Origin of the sequence: Pedobacter sp. KACC 23697, from assembly GCF_045348445.1 — a bacterium.
GTDB lineage: Bacteria > Bacteroidota > Bacteroidia > Sphingobacteriales > Sphingobacteriaceae > Pedobacter.
On the sequence record NZ_CP157485.1, the window covers coordinates 2967861 to 2991322 of the forward strand.

Annotated in this window: 14 protein-coding genes; 9 read left to right on the forward strand and 5 right to left on the reverse strand. The window is 39.3% G+C overall.

Going from position 1 to position 23462, the window contains the following annotated elements:
• The first annotated feature begins 2 nt into the window (after positions 1–2).
• Positions 3–1700, forward strand: coding sequence for a hypothetical protein (locus ABEG20_RS11885; protein ID WP_406823561.1), 1698 nt, complete (start codon positions 3–5; stop codon positions 1698–1700).
• Positions 1701–2006: 306 nt separating this feature from the next.
• On the opposite strand, the gene ABEG20_RS11890 is transcribed toward ABEG20_RS11885, so the two are convergent.
• From ABEG20_RS11890 to ABEG20_RS11905, 4 genes are read right to left on the reverse strand one after another with little or no spacing between them, the layout of a single operon-like run.
• Positions 2007–3602 (reverse strand): SusD/RagB family nutrient-binding outer membrane lipoprotein, encoded by a 1596-nt coding sequence (locus tag ABEG20_RS11890; RefSeq protein ID WP_406823562.1) that lies wholly within the window; start codon positions 3600–3602, stop codon positions 2007–2009.
• Positions 3603–3609: 7 nt separating this feature from the next.
• Positions 3610–6711, reverse strand: coding sequence for a SusC/RagA family TonB-linked outer membrane protein (locus tag ABEG20_RS11895; RefSeq protein ID WP_406823563.1), 3102 nt, complete (start codon positions 6709–6711; stop codon positions 3610–3612).
• A gap of 32 nt (positions 6712–6743) precedes the next feature.
• Positions 6744–7757 carry a FecR family protein gene (locus ABEG20_RS11900; RefSeq protein ID WP_406823564.1) on the reverse strand — a complete coding sequence of 338 codons (1014 nt, stop codon included), beginning with the start codon at positions 7755–7757 and terminating at the stop codon, positions 6744–6746.
• 37 nt (positions 7758–7794) lie between these two features.
• Positions 7795–8445 carry an RNA polymerase sigma-70 factor gene (locus tag ABEG20_RS11905; RefSeq protein ID WP_406823565.1) on the reverse strand — a complete coding sequence of 217 codons (651 nt, stop codon included), beginning with the start codon at positions 8443–8445 and terminating at the stop codon, positions 7795–7797.
• 282 nt (positions 8446–8727) lie between these two features.
• On the opposite strand from ABEG20_RS11905, the gene ABEG20_RS11910 reads away from it, so the two are divergent.
• The 7 genes from ABEG20_RS11910 to ABEG20_RS11940 all read left to right on the forward strand — a co-directional run bounded on the left by ABEG20_RS11910 (position 8728) and on the right by ABEG20_RS11940 (position 18790).
• A complete protein-coding gene (locus ABEG20_RS11910) occupies positions 8728–11838 on the forward strand; it encodes a SusC/RagA family TonB-linked outer membrane protein (RefSeq protein ID WP_406823566.1) in 3111 nt (1036 codons plus the stop codon).
• Between the two features lie 11 nt (positions 11839–11849).
• Positions 11850–13490, forward strand: coding sequence for a SusD/RagB family nutrient-binding outer membrane lipoprotein (locus ABEG20_RS11915; protein ID WP_406823567.1), 1641 nt, complete (start codon positions 11850–11852; stop codon positions 13488–13490).
• A gap of 229 nt (positions 13491–13719) precedes the next feature.
• A complete protein-coding gene (locus ABEG20_RS11920; protein ID WP_406823568.1) occupies positions 13720–14685 on the forward strand; it encodes an endo-beta-N-acetylglucosaminidase H in 966 nt (321 codons plus the stop codon).
• A gap of 331 nt (positions 14686–15016) precedes the next feature.
• On the forward strand, positions 15017–16849 hold the full coding sequence (locus ABEG20_RS11925; RefSeq protein WP_406823569.1) for an SPOR domain-containing protein: 1833 nt from the start codon (positions 15017–15019) through the stop codon (positions 16847–16849).
• Positions 16849–17553, forward strand: a complete 705-nt coding sequence (locus ABEG20_RS11930; RefSeq protein ID WP_406823570.1) for a MotA/TolQ/ExbB proton channel family protein — start codon at positions 16849–16851, stop codon at positions 17551–17553. The genes ABEG20_RS11925 and ABEG20_RS11930 overlap by 1 nt, the downstream gene beginning before the upstream one ends.
• On the forward strand, positions 17553–17954 hold the full coding sequence (locus tag ABEG20_RS11935) for a biopolymer transporter ExbD (RefSeq protein ID WP_025144642.1): 402 nt from the start codon (positions 17553–17555) through the stop codon (positions 17952–17954). Before ABEG20_RS11930 ends, ABEG20_RS11935 begins: the two co-directional genes overlap by 1 nt.
• Positions 17954–18790 (forward strand): energy transducer TonB, encoded by an 837-nt coding sequence (locus ABEG20_RS11940; protein ID WP_406823571.1) that lies wholly within the window; start codon positions 17954–17956, stop codon positions 18788–18790. Before ABEG20_RS11935 ends, ABEG20_RS11940 begins: the two co-directional genes overlap by 1 nt.
• 253 nt (positions 18791–19043) lie before the next feature.
• Here the strand turns inward: ABEG20_RS11940 and ABEG20_RS11945 are convergent, their stop codons facing one another.
• Positions 19044–21461: a gliding motility-associated C-terminal domain-containing protein gene (locus ABEG20_RS11945; RefSeq protein ID WP_406823572.1), complete on the reverse strand. Its 2418-nt coding sequence runs from the start codon at positions 21459–21461 to the stop codon at positions 19044–19046.
• Positions 21462–22125: 664 nt separating this feature from the next.
• On the opposite strand from ABEG20_RS11945, the gene ABEG20_RS11950 reads away from it, so the two are divergent.
• Entirely contained in the window at positions 22126–23415 is a 1290-nt protein-coding gene (locus tag ABEG20_RS11950; RefSeq protein ID WP_406823573.1) for a bifunctional folylpolyglutamate synthase/dihydrofolate synthase, read from the forward strand.
• The last annotated feature ends 47 nt before the right edge of the window (positions 23416–23462 follow it).

Genomic DNA, 23462 nt, shown 5'->3' on the forward strand with positions numbered 1-23462 from the left:
TTATGAAATCGATTAAATATATATATAGTTCACTGTTTTTTTTAGCTGCCGGGTTAATGACCGCTCAGGCGCAGGATAAAAAAACGGAGGAAAAAGGGGTTGTAAATGAAGAGATTGAAGTAGTGCGCCCATACAAACCAATTTTGGCAGAAGCGGTGAAGTTGAGAAGAAGCCCAAATTTGGACGACGTTAAAACATATAAAGCAAAATTAAACTATAGCATTTTAGATAGAAAGCTGGATATAAACAGCGATATCCAAAAGCTACAGGCACAGGCACTTGCTGAAGAAAAAGCGAGTATCTTAGTCAACAATTATGTAAAAGGGGGATTTGGCTCTTTAGGTACCCTTCTGGGAGAAGCCTATTTTAACACGGGAAAAGATGAAGGACTACAGGTTGGTGGTTATTTTAAACACTTCAGTCAGCAAGGAAAGTTAAATAAACAGAACAGTAGCAACCAACAACTAAGCGTTTTTGGCCGCAGCATTTTAGAGGAAAACACCGTAAGTGGCCGCATTAATTTTGAGCGTAACGGCACTTATTTTTACGGCATAGATAACAGCAGGCCTATGTTAAATCCCAATCCGGATAAGCAGGCGTTAACCACCATCGAATTAGAGGGCGAACTGGTTAAAAACTTTACCGAAGATGAGGATGCTTTTAGCTACGCTTTAAAAGCCAATGGCTATATCTGGAACGATAAATTTAGCGCTAAAGAAAATTACCTGAGCTTAAACGGTTATGTAAACAAGCGCATCAATTCTTTTAACCTTGGCTTAGCCGCATCAACAGAATTTGGAAATACCAAAGATGCTTTAACCAGTGTGGGCAATAACCTGCTGCGTTTAAATCCTTATATCCGCTTACAGGTTAAAGGGGCTAAAATTACTGCAGGCGTTAATTTTGTACAGGAATTTGGTGCATATAGCAGTACCAAGGTATTCCCTGCAATTACGGCCGATTTTACACTGATTCCTGACTATTTACAGGTTTTCGGAGAAGTTAAAGGTGACGTAAACAGGAACTCGCTAAAGGGATTTACCGATGAAAACCCCTGGTTAAACAGTAATATACTGGTTAAAAATACTGTAGAAAAATTAAGTTTCAGCGCGGGTGTTAAGGGTACCGGCGGACCAGGTTTTGGTTACAAAGCCCGTATCTATATGAAACAGTTTGATGATATGCCTTTGTTCGTAAACAACTTTACAGACTTTAACAAGTTTGATGTGATCTACGATTTCGGCAAAACGAAATTAACGGGTTTAGAAGGCGAAATTTCCATTCAGGTAAGCGATGCTTTAAAATGGACGGGTAAATTAAACCTGGATGATTGGAAGCCGGCTTCTGAAACTTACTCCTGGTTTAAACCGGGTCTAAAAGTGAGCTCGAACTTTATGTATACCCTTAATAAAAAACTAAGCTTTAATGCCGGTGTAGTAATTCAGGATGATGTTAAAGCTAAAGTTTATACCGGTGCTCCGGTTCCTGCTTCGCAATATGTAATTCCCAACACCGGTATAGAATTGATTGAAACCGTTAAAGGTTATGTAGATTTAGGGCTAGGTGCAGATTACCGGATCAATAAAAAATTCTCTGTTTTTGCAAAGGCAAACAACATTTTAAATAATAATTACAGCAGGTATTTATACTATCAGGCTAACGGATTCAATATTTTCGGCGGGCTGACTTATTCATTTTAAGGTACATCCGAAAATCGAATCTGGTAAATACTAAAATGTAAATGAATGCCTCCGAAAAACCGGAGGCATTTTTTGTGTGCTTATTTCCCGAGATATTATAATCTGCATATCTATATAACGAGATATTTACCTTTCGGTTGGTGTATCACCGACCGAAACTTTACCCGGATACATGATAGATTAAATAAAATTATCTTCCTGGTCGTTGAGACACCGACCAATACAATAGAGAACAGGGTGCCAAGCGCACCAAGCTGGATGTACAAATTATTTTCGTCCTCATCATCCATCGTACATCTTTTTCACTTACTTATCCCACCAAACCCTCGTGGTAAGCACATCCCCGCCTGTTATCCTGGCCACCGCATCTTTATAATTCTGAGGGTTATTAAGTACCTCAGTTGATAGATAGATCATCCGGCGGGGAATAGTTGCATTGGTTACATTGCCTTTATAATTTATGGGAACAAGTTTAGGATAGTCGCTTCTCTTCCAGTTTAACCAGGCTTCTATAAAATTAAAATTGGTGCCCGTAGCTACCCAATATTGCGTGTTTATGGCGTTTAATGCACTTTGTGTATTGCTTTCATCAAGCGGATTCTGGTTAACAAATGTGGTAATTTTATTGGCATCAACCGCAGCGAGAGGATCTAACTGCGCAAGCGACTGGATAGCTCCCGTTAATCCGTTGGCATAATGTAGTTTGGCTGTGCCATTAATATTCCAAGCCCTAACCTTAGCTTCGGCCAGTAAAAACTCAGTTTCGGCGTAACTCAAAATAAAAATCGGGCCTCCCAGCTTTAGATACACCGCAGTACGTGGTCTGGAGTATTTCCCTAGCGGCGCAAAATCACTTCCGCTGCCTGTACCATCCGGATAGTTTGGCGACTGACTGATATCAGTTGCACCGCCCTGTAAATCATATCCGTTAGGCATACCCAATTGAGCAGCCGGGTCTGTATTTCCATTAAGGTTCTGATCGGCATTTTTAGCCAGGCCGTCTTTTGGCACCTCACCTATCACACTCAGTCTGGGGTCGTTGGTAATTTTTAACTGATCGATTAAGGTTTTGCTCCAACGTACTTCCAGATAATCAGAAAAGGTTCTTAAAGCAAGTGATGTTCCGTTCTGGCTGTTGAACGAGGAGGCATCGGTCGTCAGGATCGCATTATCGCTGATGCTGTCAAAGGTTTTGCCTGCAGCTTTCTCTGTCCATATTCTGGCTTTTTCCGGATTTACTTTTGTTAAACGCATAGCAATTCTGAGCATTAACGAATAGCCAAATTTCTGCCATTTGGTAATATCACCTTTATAAAAAAGATCGGCAGTTGGGCCTGGCTGGCCGGCATCAAGTTGTGCAATAGCGGTATCAAGATCATTGAGCATCTGGTTATAGATAGCTTCCTGACGATCGTAAACAGGGTATTTAATGCCCTGCATAGCCTTTAAAGCTTGTGTATAGGGTACATCCCCATAGGTATCGGTAATTCTTTGTAAAATCAGTACGAACATGATGTCGCCAATGGCAATCAGATTTTTATACGTTGCCTGATCTTTCAATCGGGCCAGTCGCTGCATCTCCCTGATGTAAGAAGCATCCTTATATCCTTCATCAAAAATGCGCCCCTGATAATCGGTAAAACTGCCCACATTGATATATTTATCGCCATTATTGTAATAATAATAGGTTGAGGCCAGCAATTGCATCATGGTACTTTGATATAAAAGCTGATAATATCCCAAATTAGCATATTTTAATTGCGCCTGAGCAAGCAAGCTATTTGGATCATAATTATTTTCTGTCAGTTTGGACGGATCGGTATTGATCTGATCTAACTTCGCTTTAGAACAGCTACCCGTTAAAGCCAGGAAAAAAATACTCAAAACATACCACTTTCTCATGGCCATCTTATTTAAATTTAAAATTAAAATTAACCCCAAACGTGCGCGTTGCCGGCAGTGAAGCTCCTTCTATCCCCGCATAACCCAGCGTGGGCGAAAACTGTGACTCAGGATCTATATTCTTACTGTATTTGAGTAGTGTAAATAGGTTTCGGGCCACCAGATCAATCCCGATACTGCTAAAAGGTGTCTTTTTTAAATATTTGGCATTGAAAGAATAACCTAAAGTAGCTTGTCTTAATTTAATAAAACTGCCATTGAGAACCGCCAACGCAGAAATATTGGTGGCCAGTTCAGGGTAATAAGCATATGCCGGCACGTTTATGGTATTTTTTTGCCCGTTTTCTAATACACCGTTGGCTATAATACCTGTTTCTCTACCCACCAGGGTTGCCTTATTTAAGCCAAGCACATAGCTGTAATATTCTGTTGCTGAAAGAATTTTATTGCCAAAGCGGTAATCGATCAAAAAAGAAAAACTAAACTGCCTGTAATTAAAACTGTTGGTTATACCACCATACAAATTGGGCATAATACTACCCATAGGGATAAAATTGCCTCGTTTAGGTATGCCATCCGATCCGATGATAATGTTGTCACTGGCATCGCGTAGGTAATCGTAAGCCATAACCTGTGTAATCGGCTTGCCAACCACCAATGCGGTATTGGCATTTAAAGGCCTGTAAGTACCTGTAAGTGTATAGTTGCTATTGCCATCAATAGAAAGCAGCGTATTTTTCACCTTAGTGAGATTAAAATTAATCTGCCATTTGCTGGTTGTGCTCAGGATAGGTGTATAACCTAAAGCCAGTTCTATTCCTGCATTACGGGTTTCACCAAGATTAACGTATGCTGAGGTAAAACCTGTAGTAACTGACTGTTTTGCATTGATGATTTCATTATGGGTAACGCGATTGAAATAGGTAAAATCAACCGCCAGTCGGCTATTAAAAAACTTAAGATCAAGGCCAGCTTCTATTTCATTTAAGGTGAAAGGTTTTAAATTGTAATTGGGTAAATCGCCAGAAAAACTGCCAACGGGTGTACCGTTTACCCGTGTATCTACTGTATAATAAATCTGTGTCGTGTAGGGTACAATTGGTTCGCCACTGGTTTTGGCAAAATCAAGACGCAGCTTACCGAAGTTCAGCCCTTTCAACTTTAGCAGATCTGAAAAAATAAAACTGCCCGAAATCCCTGGCACAAAAATCCCACGGTTATTGGCAGGCAAAGTTGAATAAATATCATAACGGCCCGTAACCGAGAAATTAAGGAACCGTCTATAACTTAGATCTGCTGTGTAATAAGCAGATTCAGTCACTATCTTCGAGACAGCTAATGTTTTCGTACTGGTCATCAGATTTTCGGGCGTATATAAGTAAGGAACAATAAATTGAGAGCCTTTTAGCTTTTCGCTATCGCCCTTTCTTTCGCGGTAATTCGCACCCATAGAAAGTTCGAGATTCAGTTTATCGCCAAGATTTTGGGTGGCACTGAACAATATATCGCTATTCAGTTCAGTAGTATGGTTCTGGTCGAAGGCATTTATACCGCCCTGTCGGTTAATGGAAAAAGCAATTCCGGTGGGCAAAATACTGACCAATTCATCCTTACTCGAATCGTAACCAATTCTTCCCTGAACAGCTGCCCAGCTGGCCAGTTGGTACTTCAGTACAGTGGATGATATATAGCGGTTCCGGCTGGCGTGGTCGGCTTGCTTATTCATTAAAAAATATGGATTGGTTTTGTATTCATCGGCATTCCAGCGGGTTTCGAAACCTGTTTCCGCATCAAAACCAGGTGCCAGAATAGATTGATCCAGGCTGGTAGCCAGGGCAGAAATTCCATAATTAGGATTTAATGGACCATCGCTTAGGTAACTTTTGTTTTTATTCCATTCGTAAATATAGTTACCTGTTAAACTCAGCGATAGTTTAGGACTTAAAGCCAATGTTCCATAAAAATTTAACGTTTTACGATTTAATGCTCCATTTCTAAGAACAGAATTGTAATCTAAATTGGAAACCGAAACCCGATAGTTATTCTTTGTATTTCCACCAACAAGTGAAAGGGTATTGGTAAATGCCGGAGCGATACGGTAAAAAGACCGGATATTATTTTTTACAGGCGCATATGGCCGCATCGAACCATCCAACTGAGGGTTCAGCTTGCCATCCATAATTTCCCCCCAACTTAATAAACCCGTAGAAATGGCGTTGTACAAATCGGCAGGGCGTTTATTCTGAGTGCCTTGTCCGTATATATATTGAAAATCGGTTGAGTTAACAGGAACATCGAAAGCCAGGTTAGTGTTGTATTCAAATTTAGCCCTGACATTTTCTCCTCCACCTTTAAGGTTAATGATGATCACCCCATTTGCAGCCCTGGCCCCATACAAGGCCGAAGCGGCCGAACCTTTTAATATGGTAATGGTTTCAATATCATCTGGATTAATATTGCTGATCCCATCGCCATAATCGGCACCGCCGTACTCGTTGGCACTTCCCCTGATACTATTATCAATAGGCACACCATTTACAATAAATAATGGAGAGGCGGCAGTCATACTCGATACCCCTCTGATGAGCACGCGCGCGGAAGAACCCGGACCACCGTTAACACCTGTAATATTTAATCCCGCTACCCTACCCTGTAGCGCCATAATCAGGTTGCTTTCTCTTGCTTTGGTAATGGTTGAGCCTTTAATGGTGGTAATGGCATAACCCACCTTATTATTATCTTTTTCGATACCCAGCGCCGTAATGACTACTTCTTTTAAAACACGAACACTATCCCCATCCATTTTTACTTCAGAACTTTTCCTGATCACGATGAGATGATTGGGTAAAACGGAATAAGTATACCCACTATTTAGCAGGAGCTGCCCGATCACCTTTACGGTTTCCTCTTCCTTTACCCTGATAGTTACCTGATGTTTAGGAATTTTAGATTCGCTGTAGGCAAAGTGATAAACGGTTTGTTGTTGTATCGCTTCTACAACCTGTTCAAAATTGGCTTCGGTAAAATTTAAGGTAACTTTAGTTTGTGCATGGGCACATAGCGGAAAAATCAATCCAATAAACAATATGATCCGCTGCGCAAAATTCATGGCTACAAATATACATTGCTTAATTGTTTGTGTTAGCGGTAGATATATACATTTTTACCCTTTACCGAATAATTGAAGTTTTCGATGAGTTTTAGCACGTTTAAGGCTTCGGTAAGGCTTTCTTTTTCGAAATGACCGGTAAACTGTAATGCTTTTAAGTCTGGTTCTTTAAAGGCTATGTTGAAACCATACCAACGCTCAAAAAGTTTGGCTATTTCATCAAAACGGTTATTTTTAAAGATCAGTTCATGGTTGAGCCAGGCCGTTTCAATAACTTTATCTGCCCCTGCCCCGTTAAAAAGCGTCAGCTGACTGATGTTTGCTTTACCATCGGTTAAAGTAAATTTATCATTTGGCTTTAAGATAAAAGTTTGTGCAGTATTATTTTTTATGGAGACAGATACCTTTCCCCTGATTAAGGTGGTTTCGGTAAAAGTATCGTTAGGGTAAGCTTTAACATCAAATGTAGTACCCAATACTTTTACAGCCAATTGTTCGGTGTGCACAACAAAAGGGTGTTTATGATCTTTTTTAACATCAAAAAATGCTTCACCAGCCAAGTATACATCCCTGGTATCAGCAGTAAAATGACCTGGATATTTTAAGCGACTCCCCGAATTCATTTTTACGGTAGAGCCATCGGCCAGTACAATGGTTTTTACCTCTGTGGCTTTAGTTAACACCTGTGTTAAAACCAACGGATCTTTTTTGTTGAAGAAAATCGCTTCTCTATTGTATACCAGTACACCAGCGATAACAATGGCTACAACCGCCGCAATTTTTAGCCAGATACTATGAGGTTTATTTTTGACAACTGTTAAGCCCGGTTCTACAGGAACTGTTATCTGAGCTTTGATCCGGCTAAAAACCTGATCAATATTCTCATTATCAGCTGTTTCAGTATCAAAGTAAGATTGCAGGCGATCATATTCCATTCTAAGCGATGCGCTGCCAGCTAAAATAGATTTCAGTTCGACAGATTCATCCGGCGAAATTTCGCCGGCCAATTGTTTTCCAAGCAATTCTGTAAATCTTTGATCTGTCATTTTTTTTCCGTCATTTATGGTAATGTTCCTTTTACTGCTAAAATTGCCTACACAAAATATAAAAAAGATAATTACCCGCTAAGATAATCAGGGAGATCAGGTTTCCCGGTCTTTTTTCATCGTTTCCTTTATCATTTAAAGGTTGTAATACAGTACGGAGCTTCGCAATTGCCCTGAATAATTGGGTTTGCACAGTTCTTGGCGAGATATTCAACAGTTCCGCCACTTCCTTATACTTCATCCCGCTTTCTTTGATTAACCTGAAAACAGTAGCCGCCTGTGGGGCCAAACCGGCAATGGCATGGTCGAGCTGTTGGTGCAGTTCTTTATTTTCGAGAATGTATTCCGGTGTATGATTTGATACCGAAATATGATCATTTTCATCAACTAAATCGATAAACGTAAGAGAAGAATTTTTTTTAAGGTATTTAAGCGATTGATTTTTGATGGCAATAAAAAAGTAGCTTTCGGGATTTAGCACATGGGTACTCGCTGCCCGGTTTTCCCAACACTTCACAAATACCTCGGCTACAACATCTTCAGCAACCTGTTTATCACTTACATAATAAGTAGAAAATTTGATTAACCTGCTATATAGAAAGCGGTAAAGTTGCTCAAAAGATTTTATATCATCCTCAAGACAAATCTTACTCCATAAAACGACTAGGTCTGGCTTAGCTGCTTTCAACTTGGTTAGTTTGGTGAATCAAATGTAAGTTAATTAAAAACATTTCATAAAAAAATCTTCCGCCTTTAACTATTTACCAAAGTGGCTGGTCTTACCGCAAACACAATAAGGTACAAGCCAAATTATAGCATTATTGAGGCAGAAAAAATAATTTAAAAATATTTCCATTCGCTGTAGGCAATTTGTGTAAGCAAAATACTCTTATCTAAAATAGCCCGGACGGAAATCCGCGAGCCGAAAACAATTAACCAAATACTTATTTCAATTTTATTCATAATGAATATGAAAAAATCTTTACAGCTCACGTGTTTATTGCTTTATGCATCCACAGGTCTGTATGCAGCAACACCAAAAAATCATTTTAACCGTGCAGTTTCTTTCCATGCTGTTTATCAGGATGTGATTAAAGGAACGGTAAAAGACGAAACCGGTGCAACCTTACCCGGCGTAACCATTACCATAAAGGGGGCACAGGGCGGAACGCAGAGTAATACTTCAGGGCAATACAGTATTGCAGCCAAAACAGGCGATGTACTGGTATTCTCATTCATTGGCTACCAGCGCAAAGAAGTTACCGTGGGTACACAAAACACTATTGATGTTACTTTAACCTCTGACTCAAAAAATCTTGAAACCGTAGTGGTAACCGCTTTAGGGGTAAAAAGATCAGAAAAATCATTAACCTATACTACACAACAGGTATCGGGCGAGGAGTTGAACAAAGTTAAAAGTCCAAACCTGGTAAATTCATTAAATGGTAAAGTTGCCGGTATGACCATTAGTCCAAGTTCTTCGGGAGTTGGTGGTTCGGCTAAGGTAATTTTAAGAGGTAGCCGTTCAGTAAGCGGCAATAATCAGCCTTTATATGTAATAGATGGGGTTCCCATTAGTAACAACGGTAATGCCAACGCTCAGCAAAACAGCGTTTTCGGTGGTGGCCAGGATGGTGGTGATGGTATATCAAACTTAAATCCTGATGATATTGAAAGCTTAACCGTATTGGAAGGCGCATCTGCTGCTGCTCTTTACGGTAGCCAGGCACAGAATGGGGTAATCTTAATTACCACTAAACAAGGTAAAGCCGGTAAAACACAAATCGGTTTTTCATCGAGTTTAACTTTTGATAAAATTGCTTACAAACCCGAATTCCAAAACAGTTATGGCCCTGCATCTGCTACAACAAGAGACAGTTGGGGAACAGCAATTAGCAACACTACTGATAACCTCGATCAGTTTTTTCAAACCGGAACAAACGCCACCAATTCGATCAATTTTTCTGGCGGTTCTGAAATCGCCCAAACCTACTTTTCTTATGCCAATACTTATGCAAGCGGCATACAGGAAGGCAATAAGTTAAACAGACATAACATTAACCTGCGCGAAACAGCCAAGTTTTTAAACAACAAATTAACGGTTGATGGTAATGTAAGTTACATCAATCAACGCATAAACAATAGTCCGTCAATTGGATTGTATAATAACCCTTTGGTTGGACTTTATCTTTTCCCAAGGGGAGTTGATATCACGCCTTACAAAGACAACTACCTGCTAGCTGGCAACGTGGGTACCGCCCGCCAGAACTGGCTAGGTGGCTCTGCTGATGTTAGTCAGAATCCATGGTTTTTAACCAACCTTAATCCAAATACGGCCATCAGAAACCGCTATTTATTCAGTGGAAATGTGAAATATGAATTTACGCCGTGGTTAAATCTACAGATTAGGGGAAATATCGACCGCACCACAGATGATTTTGAAAACAGACGTTATTCTGGTATAAACGGAAACTTTAACTCAAACGGAAGAGGATATCTTTCTCAGAATACCCAAACTTTTATTCAGAAATATGCCGATGCGATCTTAAATGTTACCGTGCCATTGAAAGGATCTGATTTTAAGATTAACGGATTAATTGGTAGTAGCATTAATGATCAGAAAACTACAGGATTATCTTTGGCAGGTGATTTAAGCGCGGTTGATTTATTTACCCCAAACAATACCATTGTGGCCAATGCAGGTACTTATACCTCAGATGTTTTGAATACCACTAAAGCGAGCGATGCTTACCACAGCCAATTACAGGCGGTATTTGCAAATGCTAACTTATCCTATAAAGATTGGGCATTTTTAACTTTAACAGGCAGAAACGACTGGTCTTCGAACCTGGCATTTACACCGAACATTTCCTATTTCTATCCATCGGTAGGTTTATCATTTATTGTATCGCAAATGGTTAAATTGCCAGAGGCGATTACTTATGCCAAAATTAGAGGTACTTATGCTGAAGTGGGTAATACAGTGCCGGCTTATTTAACTTTTATCCAGAATACTTTGGGTAACGGTGGTGCACTTACCATCAACACCAACAGGGCATTTGCTGAGTTAAAACCAGAAAGAACAAAATCATTCGAAATTGGTACAGATATGCGTTTCCTGGCCAACCGCTTAAACTTTAGCTTTACGTATTACAAAACCAACACTAAAAACCAGTATATTCCGGTTAAACCAGCACCATCAGGACTTGTTGGAACAGGCTACTTAAATGCAGGTAATGTTCAAAATCAGGGTTTACAGTTTACTTTAGGCGCTGATGTATTAAAAGGCGACGGCCTTAACTGGAACATAGCCATCAACGGATCGATGAACAGAAACAAAATCATTGATGTTGCTGCTTCGCAAGGTTTAAATTCGATTGATTTAACAGGTGGTGGTAATAATGCTTATATTTCACGTATTGCCACAGGCGGATCATATGGTGATATTTACGGTTATACCTTACAGAGAGACGCAAATGGCCGCATCATTTTAAACGGTGACGGAACAGCTGCAAATCCTTATTTTCCGGTTAAAAGTGCAGATTACAGTTTAATTGCAAATGCAAATCCTAAATTTCAGCTGGGCTGGAACAACAGTTTCAATTATAAAGATTTAAGCTTAAGCTTTCTGGTAGATGGTAAGTTTGGAGGCAAGGTACTTTCACTTACTGAAGCATTAATGGATCAGGCTGGTGCTTCTAAAGCATCTGGTGATGCAAGAGCACAGGGCGGTGTTAAAATTGATGGTGTTGATGCCAGCGGAAAAGCAGTTTCGGCTACCATTAACCCACAAAGCTATTATTCTTTCTTAGGTGATAGAAACGGTGTAACCGGCGAATACGTGTATAGTGCTACAGTTGTGCGTTTGCGCGAAGCTTCAATTGGTTATAATTTACCTTTAAAAGGAACATTTAAAAGTATGCGCCTTTCGCTAATAGGCAGAAACCTGTTTTACTTCTATAAAAAAGCGCCTTACGATCCAGAGGTTACCATGTCTACCGGTAATGGTTTATCTGGTATAGATGTTTTTAACCAACCGGTTACCAGAAGTTTTGGTTTTAACCTTAATGTTTTATTTTAATCCGAACAAAAATGAAATCGATATATCATTCATCTCAACATAAAATTAAAGGTTTATCTTTAGTTTTACTTTTAGCCGCTGCCGGCCTGAATCAGGGCTGTAAAAAGAACTTTGAAAGTTTTAACACCAACGATAACTTACCTACAACGGAGCAGAGTTTAGCGCTATTAAAATCAGCAATCGGTCCCATTCAGCAAAATATATTTTCTAATTACCAGATTGCTCAGAATTTAAGTTCCGATGCCTTTAGTGGCTACATGATGCCGCCAACTCCATTCGGTGGTGGTATAAACAACATGAATTATTCGCTTAACAATGGCTGGAATGAAGCTGGTTTTAACGATCAGTACACCAATGTAATGGCACCAATTTCTAAAATTGCCATATCTCCATTAAAAGCAACAGCGCCTGAATCATGGGGTATATCACTTTTAGTACAGGTAATTGCGATGGATAGAGTAACCGATAAATTTGGTCCGATTCCGTATACACAAGCTGGTAAATCGTTGATTTCTCAAGCTTATGATGACCAGAAAACTGTTTACAGTGAATTTTTTAAACAGATTGATACAGCCGCAAATAACCTACAGGCGTTTATCACGGCTAATCCCGGTAAAAAAGCCTATTACGATACCGGCGACCTTGTTTATGGCGGGGATGCTGCAAAATGGCTTAAACTGGCCAATTCTTTAAGGTTACGTTTGGCCATGCGCATTGTTAAGGTTGATCCGGCAACAGCAAAGCTGCAGGCAGAAAAGGCAATGGCTGCACCAGGTGGATTGATGACCATACCAAGTGATAATGCGGCGGTTGCACAGTCGGGTAACAGAAACAACGATCTTTGGAATGTAACTGTAAATTACGATGGTGACAATGCCATGGGCGCAGCATTACAATCTTACATGGTTGGTTATTCAGATCCACGTTTGTCGATATATTGTACACCAGCTACCGATCCTTTGTTTGCAGGACAGTATGTCGGAATCAGATCCGGCGCCAATACGTCATTTAATGGTTTGGGCAAAGCTGGTTACAAAACCTATTCAAGTTTAAATTCTTCTGTACCTGACAATTCAAGGGCACCTATCGGACAAAAAGCACCACAGCTATTGATGACAGCTGCTGAGGTTTGGTTTTTAAAAGCTGAAGCTGCTTTACGTGGCTGGGAAGGTGCCGGAGATGCACAGACCAATTACGAAACTGGTATCACGACGTCAATGCAACAATGGAATGCGAATATTGGGAATTATTTAGCTGATGCAACAAGTAAACCAACTGATTATGTAGATCCGAAAAACCCGGCAAACAATGCGGCTGCAGTGAGTACTATTACTGTTAAATGGGATGGAACTGCATCTAATGAAGTAAAGTTAGAACGAATTATTACACAAAAGTGGTTAGCTATCTTTCCTGACGGAGCTGAGGCTTGGGCCGATTTCCGCAGAACAGGTTATCCAAAACTGTTTACAGTAGCTAACAATAATAGTGGTGGTACAATCAACACACAATTACAGATCCGCAGATTGCCATATCCGACAGCAGAATATGGTAACGGAAACAAAGATGAGGTACGTAAAGCGGTAACCTTGCTTGGCGGACCAGACAATGGCGGCACCAGATTGTGGTGGGACGTGAACAAAGCCAATTTTTAACACACCAATACCCGGGTAGGATGACGAAAGTGATCCTACCTTTTTTATATAAAACCCATTTCTAACCAAAATTTTAAACCTATGAGAAAACTAAATTTTTCGGCACACCCTCCGTTAACAACTATCCTTTTACGCTTACAATACCGTGTTAAACACTTTTGTTTATAAAAAATCGTTTGTAGCGGTTGCGAGTGCAAAATCAATTTCTAACCAATTTATTTAAAAGATTATGACAACTACCAAATTGTTAACAGGCAACAAAGCCGCCGTGGCACTGGCCATGTTTTTAACCCTTTCCATCTGCGGCTGTAAGAAAAAAGACATTGCCCGGGATGAAGCCCTTATTGATCCTGTTAAAAAAGAATCTACAGCATCAACCGAGGCAATCGGAGTAAATGGTCCAAAAGGCGTATGTTATGTAGAAGTAAACAATGCTGATATCCGTAATGTTGGCAAATACAAGCTCTCTACGGGACAACAGCTATTCGATATTGCGATCATTTTCGCTGCAAATATCAATTACAATACCTCAACACAAAAAGCAGAATTATTCTTCAACAATAATGTATCAAATATTTTGAACAATAAAACTACTTATATCAAACCACTGCAGGATAAAGGTATTAAGGTTTTACTTTCCATTCTAGGTAATCACCAGGGCGCCGGTTTTTGCAATTTCCCATCACAGGCAGCTGCGCAGGCATTTGCACAACAGTTGGCCAATGCAGTTAATACATATGGCCTTGATGGGATTGATTTTGATGATGAATACGCTGAATATGGCAATAACGGTACAGGGCAGCCAAATGCAAGTTCCTTTGTATACCTCGTAACCGCATTGAGGGAACTTCTGCCTAACAAAATTATTTCTTTCTATTATTATGGGCCTGCTGCTTCAAGATTATCATATAACGGGGTAACAGTAGGTTCAAAAATCAACTACAGCTGGAATGCCATTTATGGAAGTTATTCTGTACCAAATGTACCAGGCCTGGCCAAAGCAAACCTTGGTCCTGCCGCAATTGACATTCAGGCTACCAGTTCCTCAACAGCTGCATCATTAGCTACGCAAACCGTCAATAATGGCTATGGCATTTACCTGTACTACAACTTACCAAATAGCGATGTACATACCTATTTATCAGGCATATCAAGTAATTTGTATGGTGGTAAAACTACAGTATATGTTCCATAATTTATAATCAGATAATTTTTACCGCTACAAACATTTGAGCAGGATGACCTCGGTTATCTTGCTTTTTTTATGTTAATAAAATACAACATCGAGTCATTACCTGATTATATCGATTTAGCCATTTGCTTACTAGCATACCATTTCTATCTTTGTAACCGTTATCTTTGCACGGATACAGCTTTAAATTAACGAACTGTGATTTTTCATGATTAAAATAATAAAAACTGTAGCCGTTTTTGTCCACTTTTGGAATAGGATGTATAATAGCACCCGTAGACACTATTTGAAGGTAGAATATAATTTTTAATTTTAAACGCTTAATTTTACCCGAATGGATATCTTATCATACCTGTTGGCACTCTTGCAGCAACGTAAAGAAGTTGGTGTTACCGGCTTGGGCACTTTTTATAAGAAAAAATACCCTGGAAGATACGATAAGGAGAAACAAACGTTTTTGCCTCCCGGATACACGCTGCAGTTTTCTACCGAAGTAACTGAGGAAGAAGCTTTAGTTAACTTTATTTCTACGAAAAATAACATCACAAATGAAGATGCCCGTCATCACATCACGCAGTTTGTTGAAGAAGTAAATCAAAAACTGGAATTAGACCATGAGGCAGAACTTCAAAACACCGGCCGTTTATTTTTTACTGAACAGGGACTAGATTTCGAACCGGTAAAAAACATGAACTATGGTTCCGAATTTTACGGACTTCCGCCATTGGCAGAAACTGTGATAGAGGAAACAAAAACTGCCTTACCTCAGGATGAGGAAGAAGTTTATGATGAAATTGCTGAGGCACCAAGCGCATCATCTCCTTTTGAGAATAAATCATACCAGGCGCCGGTAATCGAAAATGTAGAACTGGATGAAGTTAGAGATGATTTTAAAAACACCTTAAAACATACCGAAACCGATGCAGCAGAAATTACTGAAGCACCTGAGTTTATCAAAGAACAGCACGAGGAACATCCAAACCATTTCGGCCATACACCGGAGTCGGAAGTAGAAAATGTTATTTCGGAGCAACATACCATTGAATCTGAACCTACAAAAAAACAGGAAGAAGTAAATCCAGCACAGGAAGTAGAAATACCAGAATCGGTTATAACGCAGCACGAGGAACATCCAAACCGTTTCGGCCATGCGCCAGAATCGGAGGTAGAAAATATTGCTGCCGAGCACCAGGCTGTTGAAGATAGCCATACTAATAAAACTGAACAGGTAGAGGATAAGGATAAAGCTCCGGCCAGTCCCGTTGATGATGTTAATCAGGTTGAGGTTCCACGATCTATAGTGGAGCAGCATCAAGAAAACCCTGACCATTCTGGCTACACACCAGCAGCCGAAACGGAAAAAATTGCTGAAGAACCTGCAGAAATAATAATTCCTGAACCAGTTTTACCACAACAAGAATATTCCAGCCGTTTTTCATTAAGGTCTGAAACCGATGAACCAAAAACTTACATCAGTTTAGAAGACGAGGCTAAAAAAGAAGAACCTGTAATTGAGGCCCCTGCTTTTATAAAGGAGCAACATGCCGGGCATCCAAACCGCTTTGGCCACGACCCTATTCAACACAGCGATGAACCTACGCAAGGAATGTCTACCTGGTTAATGATTACTATTGCACTTGTAGCTTTGCTTGTTATTGCAGCAATAACCTTTTTAATTAAACCCGAACTATTTACGGGAGAAACAACCAACGTTGTTAAACCCGCTCAGCTAGTTGTTGATTCACCGAAGGTTGCTGTAGATACCCTGAAGGCCAAACAAGATTCAATAGCCAAAACAGATAGCATTTTAAAGGCCAATCAGGTTCAAAAAAAAGCCGATACTGTTAAAAAAGATGCGGTAAAACCGGCGTTTAAGCCAGCTGTCGAAGCCACTAAAGAAAATAAAGTTGTACCAAACACTGGTCCTTCTACGTTCTATGTTATTGCAGCATCTTTTCAATCAGAAAAAAAGGCGCTTGTTTTTATCAAGCAGATGGAAAAAATTGGCTTAAAGGCTGAAATAGCATCAGTTCCAGGCCGTTTGAAAAAAGTGAGCATAGCAAGTTTCAGTACTGAAAAAGAAGCTAAAGAACAAAAAGATATTTTAGAGAAAAAACTTAAAGGTAAAGGGTATTTCGTACAACAAAAACACAACACACAACCATAATGATAACTTTATTAATTCAGGACACCACACAAGCATTACAAGACACAGCAAATGCAATTAACCAGGCTGTAACACAACCACAACCAGAATTACATTTTATCGATCTGCTTTTTAAAGGCGGCTGGGTAATGATTCCATTAGCTTTTCTGGCTTTTTTAGCTTTAATAATTTTTGTTGAACGCTATTTAACCATTAAAAAAGCAACAAAAGATGAGGCTAACCTTATGGTACAAACCAGATCTTATATTCAATCTGGAAATTTAGATGGCGCCATGTCGCTTTTAAGAAATAATAATTCTCCCCTTTCGCGCATGTTGCAAAAAGGTTTAAAACGTATTGGCCGCCCGATTAAAGATATTGAAGGTGCGATTGAAAACGTGGGTAAGCTAGAGGTTTCTAAATTAGAGAAGAACATCAGCATATTGGGTATTGTGGCAGGTATTGCGCCAATGCTTGGTTTCGTAGGTACTATTGTGGGGGTAATTACCATTTTCCACCAGGTATCAATTAAAGGAGCAATCGAAATCGGAACAATTTCTGGTGGTTTATACACCAAAATGATCACTTCTGCCACCGGGTTAATTATCGGTATCATCGCTTATGTACTGTATCACATTTTAAATATTATGGTCGAAAAAATCATTCTTAAAATGGAAACCGATGCAATTGATTTTATTGATTTACTAGAAGAACCGGGCAAATAATGAATTTACGCAAAAGAACAAAAGGATCGGTAGAAGTACATACTTCAGCGTTGAATGATATTATGTTCTTCCTGATGCTGTTTTTCTTATTGGCCTCTGCAGTAGTTAATCCTACAGTAGTAAAATTATTGTTGCCGCAATCATCAAGCGGACAGCAATCTACCGCCAAAAAAGCAGTTACCGTTACCATAGACGAAAATTTAAAATATTTCGTTGAAAAGAAACCGGTTAGCATTGAGGAGCTTGAGCCAACATTGGCATCTTACCAAAAGCTGGCACCAGATATGACCATACTTTTGTATGTATCGCGCAATGTAACTTATCAGGATGGATTTGTGGTTAACGATATTGCCAATAAACTGAAATTGAAACTTGTTGTAGCCGTTGAACCTAAAAAATAATGAACTACAAAGCACAAATACCTAACGAGGAAAATAATTACCCAAAGGCCATTGCTATAGCGAGCGGCATTATGGGCTTTTTATTATTGATCAGCTTTTTTATCGTGATTGGTTCTTTCCAGCCACCGGAAGAAGTGGGTATGGGCGGTATGGTGGTTAATTACGGAACTTCTGCAGAAGGTATGGGCGATGATTATACCAGTATTGAAGAACCATCTGCAGATCCGAATGCCAATGGTAAACCGCCGGAAAAAGTAACCCCTGAAGAAAAGGTTACCCCAACCACCTCTACCGAAAGTAGCGATAAGGAAGTACAGACACAAAATACCGAAGAGGCCATTGCGGTAAATACCAAACCCACAAAACCAACTACGGCTGCACCTACTCCGGTTACAGAAGATAAACCGGCAAAGCCGGTAATTAACCAAAATGCACTCTATAAAGGCAAAAAAAATACGGGTCAGGGACAAGGGGACGGTACCGGAAAAACGCCAGGCAACCAGGGTGATAAAGATGGCGATCCTTTAGCCTCTAATTATGGCGAAGGTGGTTCCGGAAACGGCAACGTACAGTTATCATTAGCCAGCAGAAAATTTATCGATATCCCCAGGATACAGGATGATGGACAGAGCGCAGGAAAAATTGCCGTTCAGATCCGCGTAGATAAAAATGGAAAAGTTGTACAGGCCCGTGCAGGAGCCAAAGGTACAACCCTATCTGATTTAGCCCTGTGGAGAAAATGTGAGCAGGCCGTATTAGGTGCAAGCCTAAATAAATTGGAATCCGCTCCCGATGTACAAACCGGAATTGTGATGTTTAATTTTAAAGTGAAGTAAAAAGATATTAAATCACCATGGTCTGTGTCTCACAGACCATTTTTTATTCCCATAAGCCTGATCTGATAGCTAAAATGCACCATGATGATACGGTCAGATATTACTATCTGGCAGGAGCAGATTTATTCATAAATGTTAAGATTTTTAAACGATTAATGAATTGGTTATCAACATTATCAGCAGTCAGGTAACATCTGACTTCCCCCCTACAAAACACCTATGGTCTGCATCTCACAGACAATAGATTTAAAGGTTACCGAATGAGTGTAACCGAGCCTTTTTTAATTATTTTCTTGTTTTCTTGTGTCGTGAATGATGCCATCCAGAAATAAACCCCAACAGGAAGGGGTACTCCTTTATAATCACCATTCCATGCATCATAGAGTTTATTCGAAGAAAATATGATTGCTCCCCGCCTGTCGAAAACCTGCAGCTGGAAATTAAAGGCCCTACTCCCTTCTCTTGCTTTAAAGCTATCATTTACATTGTCGGAGTTAGGACTAAATGCCGTTGGAAATGAAATATCATTACAAGCTTCTGTTTCCAGGGTAACATTTAGCTCATCTACTATACAACCATTAAGTTTTAAGATCGAAAAGATATAATTCCCTTCATATAGCCCAGAAAAAATGTAATTACCAGGATAAACGACACCATTATACCTGATGTTATAATCAGCCGAATGGTTACCAATCAAAAACGAGATCTCACCGGTTAAATCACAAACAGGATTTTTGGCATTAACAATAGTATGAGGCTTGGTTAAAGAATAATCCGGAACTGTTACGGTTCGATATGCCGCAGGAGCACCACCCGATGCTTTAACCTCAATAATATAACTACCTGGATTAAGCAGGTTAAAAACACCTGTGCTATTGGAAACAGCATTAAGGGTAAATGTATAGGTCTCTGGAATCGGCGGACAATCAATCCTGATCAAGCCTTTACCCAAGACATTACATTCGGGTAGGATTTCAATACTGTTGATCACAATCGGGCAGGGCTCATAAATCAGTTTCTTATCCAACTCATCAGCTATACAGCCATTAAGTTTAAAAAAGGTGAAATGGTAGTTACCCTCAACTAAATCAGAAAAAACGTGATTGCCAGGATAAACCACTCCATTATATTTCACATTATAATCAGCCGAATTATTACCTATAGTAAATGAAATTTCACCTTTGAAGGCGCAGGCAGGGTTTTTGGCGTTAACTTTTATAACAGGCTTTGTTAAAGAATAGTCGGGTACTATAACGGTTTTTACGGCAGGAGCTGCACCACCAGAAGCTTTAACCTCTATTGTATAGCTGCCCGGATCAAGCATATTAAAAACCCCCGTATTATTTGACACCAAATTATTAAGGGTGAAAGTGTAAATTTCAGGAATTGGAGGACAAATAATATTAATATATCCTTTGCCTAAAACATTACATTCGGGCAGGATTTCTACACTGTTTATTACAATGGAACAGGGTTCGTAAATCAGTTCAATATCAAACTCATCAACTAAACACCCTTCCTTAGTGATAACCACGAAATGATACTTACCAATCTCCAAGTTGATAAATTTATTATCGTATGGTAAAACGTTACCATTCAGTTTAATTTTATAATTATCACTGCCAGCGAACGCGTTAAATTGAATGGAACCCTTATTGGCGCAGGCTGGATTAACCTTTGTAAAAGAAAAATTTGGTTGCAACTGTTTATAATCAGGTACGATTACAGTGGTTTCAAATACATCTTCATCCGAAGTAATTTTCACCGGATAAGCGCCGGCAACTAAATTCTTAAATACCCCGGTCGAATTATTAATCGTATTGTTTAATGTATAGGTATAGGCTGCGTTATGTGGTTTTGTTAAAATGCTAATGACACCCTTATGAAAAGCATCGCATTGTTGCACCACATCAACCTTATCAAATTTGATTTGACATTTATCCCGCCCAACAACAATATCCTGTTCATCAACTTTACAACCATATTTATTTACGATTTCAAAGTGATAGGATCTTACACCTGATAAATTAGTGAAGGTGCTCTTGATCGGATATAACTTTCCATCGTACTTGATCTGATAGGTGCTGTTTTGTTCTGGCGTACTGAAATTGATTTCGCCCAATGTTTCACAAAGCTGATTCCTGATCTGCCAATTATAGACAGGTTTGATCAGGTTAACCTCCGGTACATCAACAGTTGTGCTATATGAATCGGATGCTGAACTGATAGAAAGTGTATATTGACCTTTAGATAAACCAGCAAACTTACCTGTTGAGTTGGTAATTCCATTTAACGTATAAGTAAAATCTTCTAAATGCGGAGCTGTTACTACATCCACATTTGCAAGATTTGCTGAAGCGCAATCCTGATTGATATCTAACCGCTCTAATTCTATTCCGATGATACTCCCATCTTCGACCATACTTGCGGCATCAAGAACATTGTATGGAAGTGTTCCCACCACGCCAACCATTTTTTGATTGTCTATGTCAAACTCAATAATGTTCGTTTTAGAGCCTAAATATTGTAATCCATAAACCGTATTTTTTCTGATACCGGTTGAAACACTAACGATTCCATAAAGCAACATATTTGTAGGGAGTGGGATATGAAGCGTACTTTTATTAGGTTCTTTAAGATTCACCTTCACTATTCCCTGAGTAGCAGCCATATAAAGATCCCTTTTATAAAAACAGATATCACCCGTTGGAAAATAATTAAGAGGTCCTAAAATGTCCGTTTTCCCGGTGTTGATATCAGTACCAAACAAAAAACTAGAACAATAATATAGCTTATTGTCATAACCTAGTGTCAACGAATTTGAATAAGCCATGCTTGGGAAAAGTCGTCTGCAATTTTCGATGCTATTTTCTTTTACATCTGCCGTGTAAATTTGAGAACTATTTAACCAAAATAAATTACTCTTATTCATGGCGATGGAAAAATACTGATCACCAGGTGCACAATCCAAAATTTTAGTAGACTTTACGCCTTCAGACGTAATGTCAACTTTATAAATATAACTCCCTCCAGGAGAAAATATGGGATTGATTGATGAGCTAACATAAAAAGTTTGGGCAGCAAGATTAAAACAACAAGCCAGAAGTATTAAAAGAAATAGAGTAATTTTATTAATCACTATGATTGAGATTGTTAAATATTCGGCAAATATAGCAACATGGAATAAATCATCACAAAATAATTTATTCCTAAGGTTTCTACTATCAATTTTAATGATTTCTCACTAACGACCAATAGTTTATCCCCTACCCATGGAGTCAATCTCCCTGGCAATTTGAACTTCAAATGCCAATCGCTTATATTTGACGCAAAATATGAACTACCAAGAAACGCTTGATTTTTTATACAGTAAACTCCCGATGTTTACCCGGGTTGGCGCGGCTGCTTTTAAAAAGGATTTAACCAATACCATTATCCTTTGCAAAGCTTTGGATAACCCTCAAAATAAATTCAAAAGCATCCATGTAGCCGGTACAAATGGAAAAGGTTCCACATCGCACATGCTGGCTTCCGTGCTTCAGGCTCAGGGGTATAAAACAGGATTGTACACTTCGCCCCATTTAAAAGATTTCCGCGAGCGCATCCGCATCAACGGAAAAATGATCAGCAAAACCGAAGTGGTATCATTCGTCAAAGAACAGCTAAAACTCATCGAAAAAACAGAACCATCCTTTTTTGAAGTAACTGTTGCACTTGCCTTCGATCATTTTGCAAAACATCAGGTAGATATAGCTGTAATTGAAGTGGGTTTAGGAGGAAGGTTGGATTCAACTAATATTATTATGCCTCAAATTTCAGTCATCACCAATATCAGCCTTGACCATATGAATATGCTCGGCAATACATTGGCAGAAATTGCAGGTGAAAAGGCAGGCATCATCAAAAAGAATATACCAGTGGTTATTGGTGAAACACAGGAACAGTCGGCACCTGTTTTCATCAAAAAAGCAAAAACTGAAGGCGCGCCTATCGTTTTTGCTGATCAGGTATTAACTGCCCGGGATTTTAAGATCAAAAACAATAAACTTTTCTTATCCGTTTTGCAGGAAGGAAAAATCAAATACAAAGATCTTCAAAGTGATCTTACCGGAATTTATCAGCATAAAAATATATTAACCGTTCTGGAAACCTTAACTGTACTGAACGAGAGAACAGAAATTAAAACCGATCAGGAAAGTGTTTACAAAGGAATAAGCCAGGTAAAAAAACAAACCGGTTTGCAGGGCCGTTGGCAAACATTATCTAAAAATCCTCTAGTCATCTGCGATACCGGGCATAACGAAGCCGGAATTAACGAAGTCATTAAAAACATTTCACTAACCCCACATCAGCACTTACATATTGTTTTCGGGATGGTTAATGACAAGGACATTTCGAAAGTGTTGTCGCTAATGCCTAAAAATGCTACCTATTATTTCTGCAAACCAGATTTAGAACGCGGTTTAGCCGCAAATGCCTTAAAAGAACAGGCAGCCGCATTTAACTTAAACGGAAACAGTTATACATCAGTTGCCGAAGCAAAAGCAACTGCTATTCAATCGGCTGATGCTAAAGATTTGGTTTTTATTGGTGGCAGTACCTTTGTAGTGGCCGAAGCGATATAAAATCTTTACATAAACTTCAAAGTAGCTTTATCTAAATTCATTACTTT

What these genes read in the sequence shown, in the direction of transcription:
- ABEG20_RS11885 (WP_406823561.1), top strand. Translation starts at nt 3, where the DNA reads ATGAAATCGATTAAATATATATATAGTTCACTGTTTTTTTTAGCTGCC.
- ABEG20_RS11890 (WP_406823562.1), bottom strand. Translation starts at nt 3,602, where the DNA reads ATGAGAAAGTGGTATGTTTTGAGTATTTTTTTCCTGGCTTTAACGGGT.
- ABEG20_RS11895 (WP_406823563.1), bottom strand. Translation starts at nt 6,711, where the DNA reads ATGAATTTTGCGCAGCGGATCATATTGTTTATTGGATTGATTTTTCCG.
- ABEG20_RS11900 (WP_406823564.1), bottom strand. Translation starts at nt 7,757, where the DNA reads ATGACAGATCAAAGATTTACAGAATTGCTTGGAAAACAATTGGCCGGC.
- ABEG20_RS11910 (WP_406823566.1), top strand. Translation starts at nt 8,728, where the DNA reads ATGAAAAAATCTTTACAGCTCACGTGTTTATTGCTTTATGCATCCACA.
- ABEG20_RS11915 (WP_406823567.1), top strand. Translation starts at nt 11,850, where the DNA reads ATGAAATCGATATATCATTCATCTCAACATAAAATTAAAGGTTTATCT.
- ABEG20_RS11920 (WP_406823568.1), top strand. Translation starts at nt 13,720, where the DNA reads ATGACAACTACCAAATTGTTAACAGGCAACAAAGCCGCCGTGGCACTG.
- ABEG20_RS11925 (WP_406823569.1), top strand. Translation starts at nt 15,017, where the DNA reads ATGGATATCTTATCATACCTGTTGGCACTCTTGCAGCAACGTAAAGAA.
- ABEG20_RS11930 (WP_406823570.1), top strand. Translation starts at nt 16,849, where the DNA reads ATGATAACTTTATTAATTCAGGACACCACACAAGCATTACAAGACACA.
- ABEG20_RS11935 (WP_025144642.1), top strand. Translation starts at nt 17,553, where the DNA reads ATGAATTTACGCAAAAGAACAAAAGGATCGGTAGAAGTACATACTTCA.
- ABEG20_RS11940 (WP_406823571.1), top strand. Translation starts at nt 17,954, where the DNA reads ATGAACTACAAAGCACAAATACCTAACGAGGAAAATAATTACCCAAAG.
- ABEG20_RS11945 (WP_406823572.1), bottom strand. Translation starts at nt 21,461, where the DNA reads ATGGCTGCTACTCAGGGAATAGTGAAGGTGAATCTTAAAGAACCTAAT.
- ABEG20_RS11950 (WP_406823573.1), top strand. Translation starts at nt 22,126, where the DNA reads ATGAACTACCAAGAAACGCTTGATTTTTTATACAGTAAACTCCCGATG.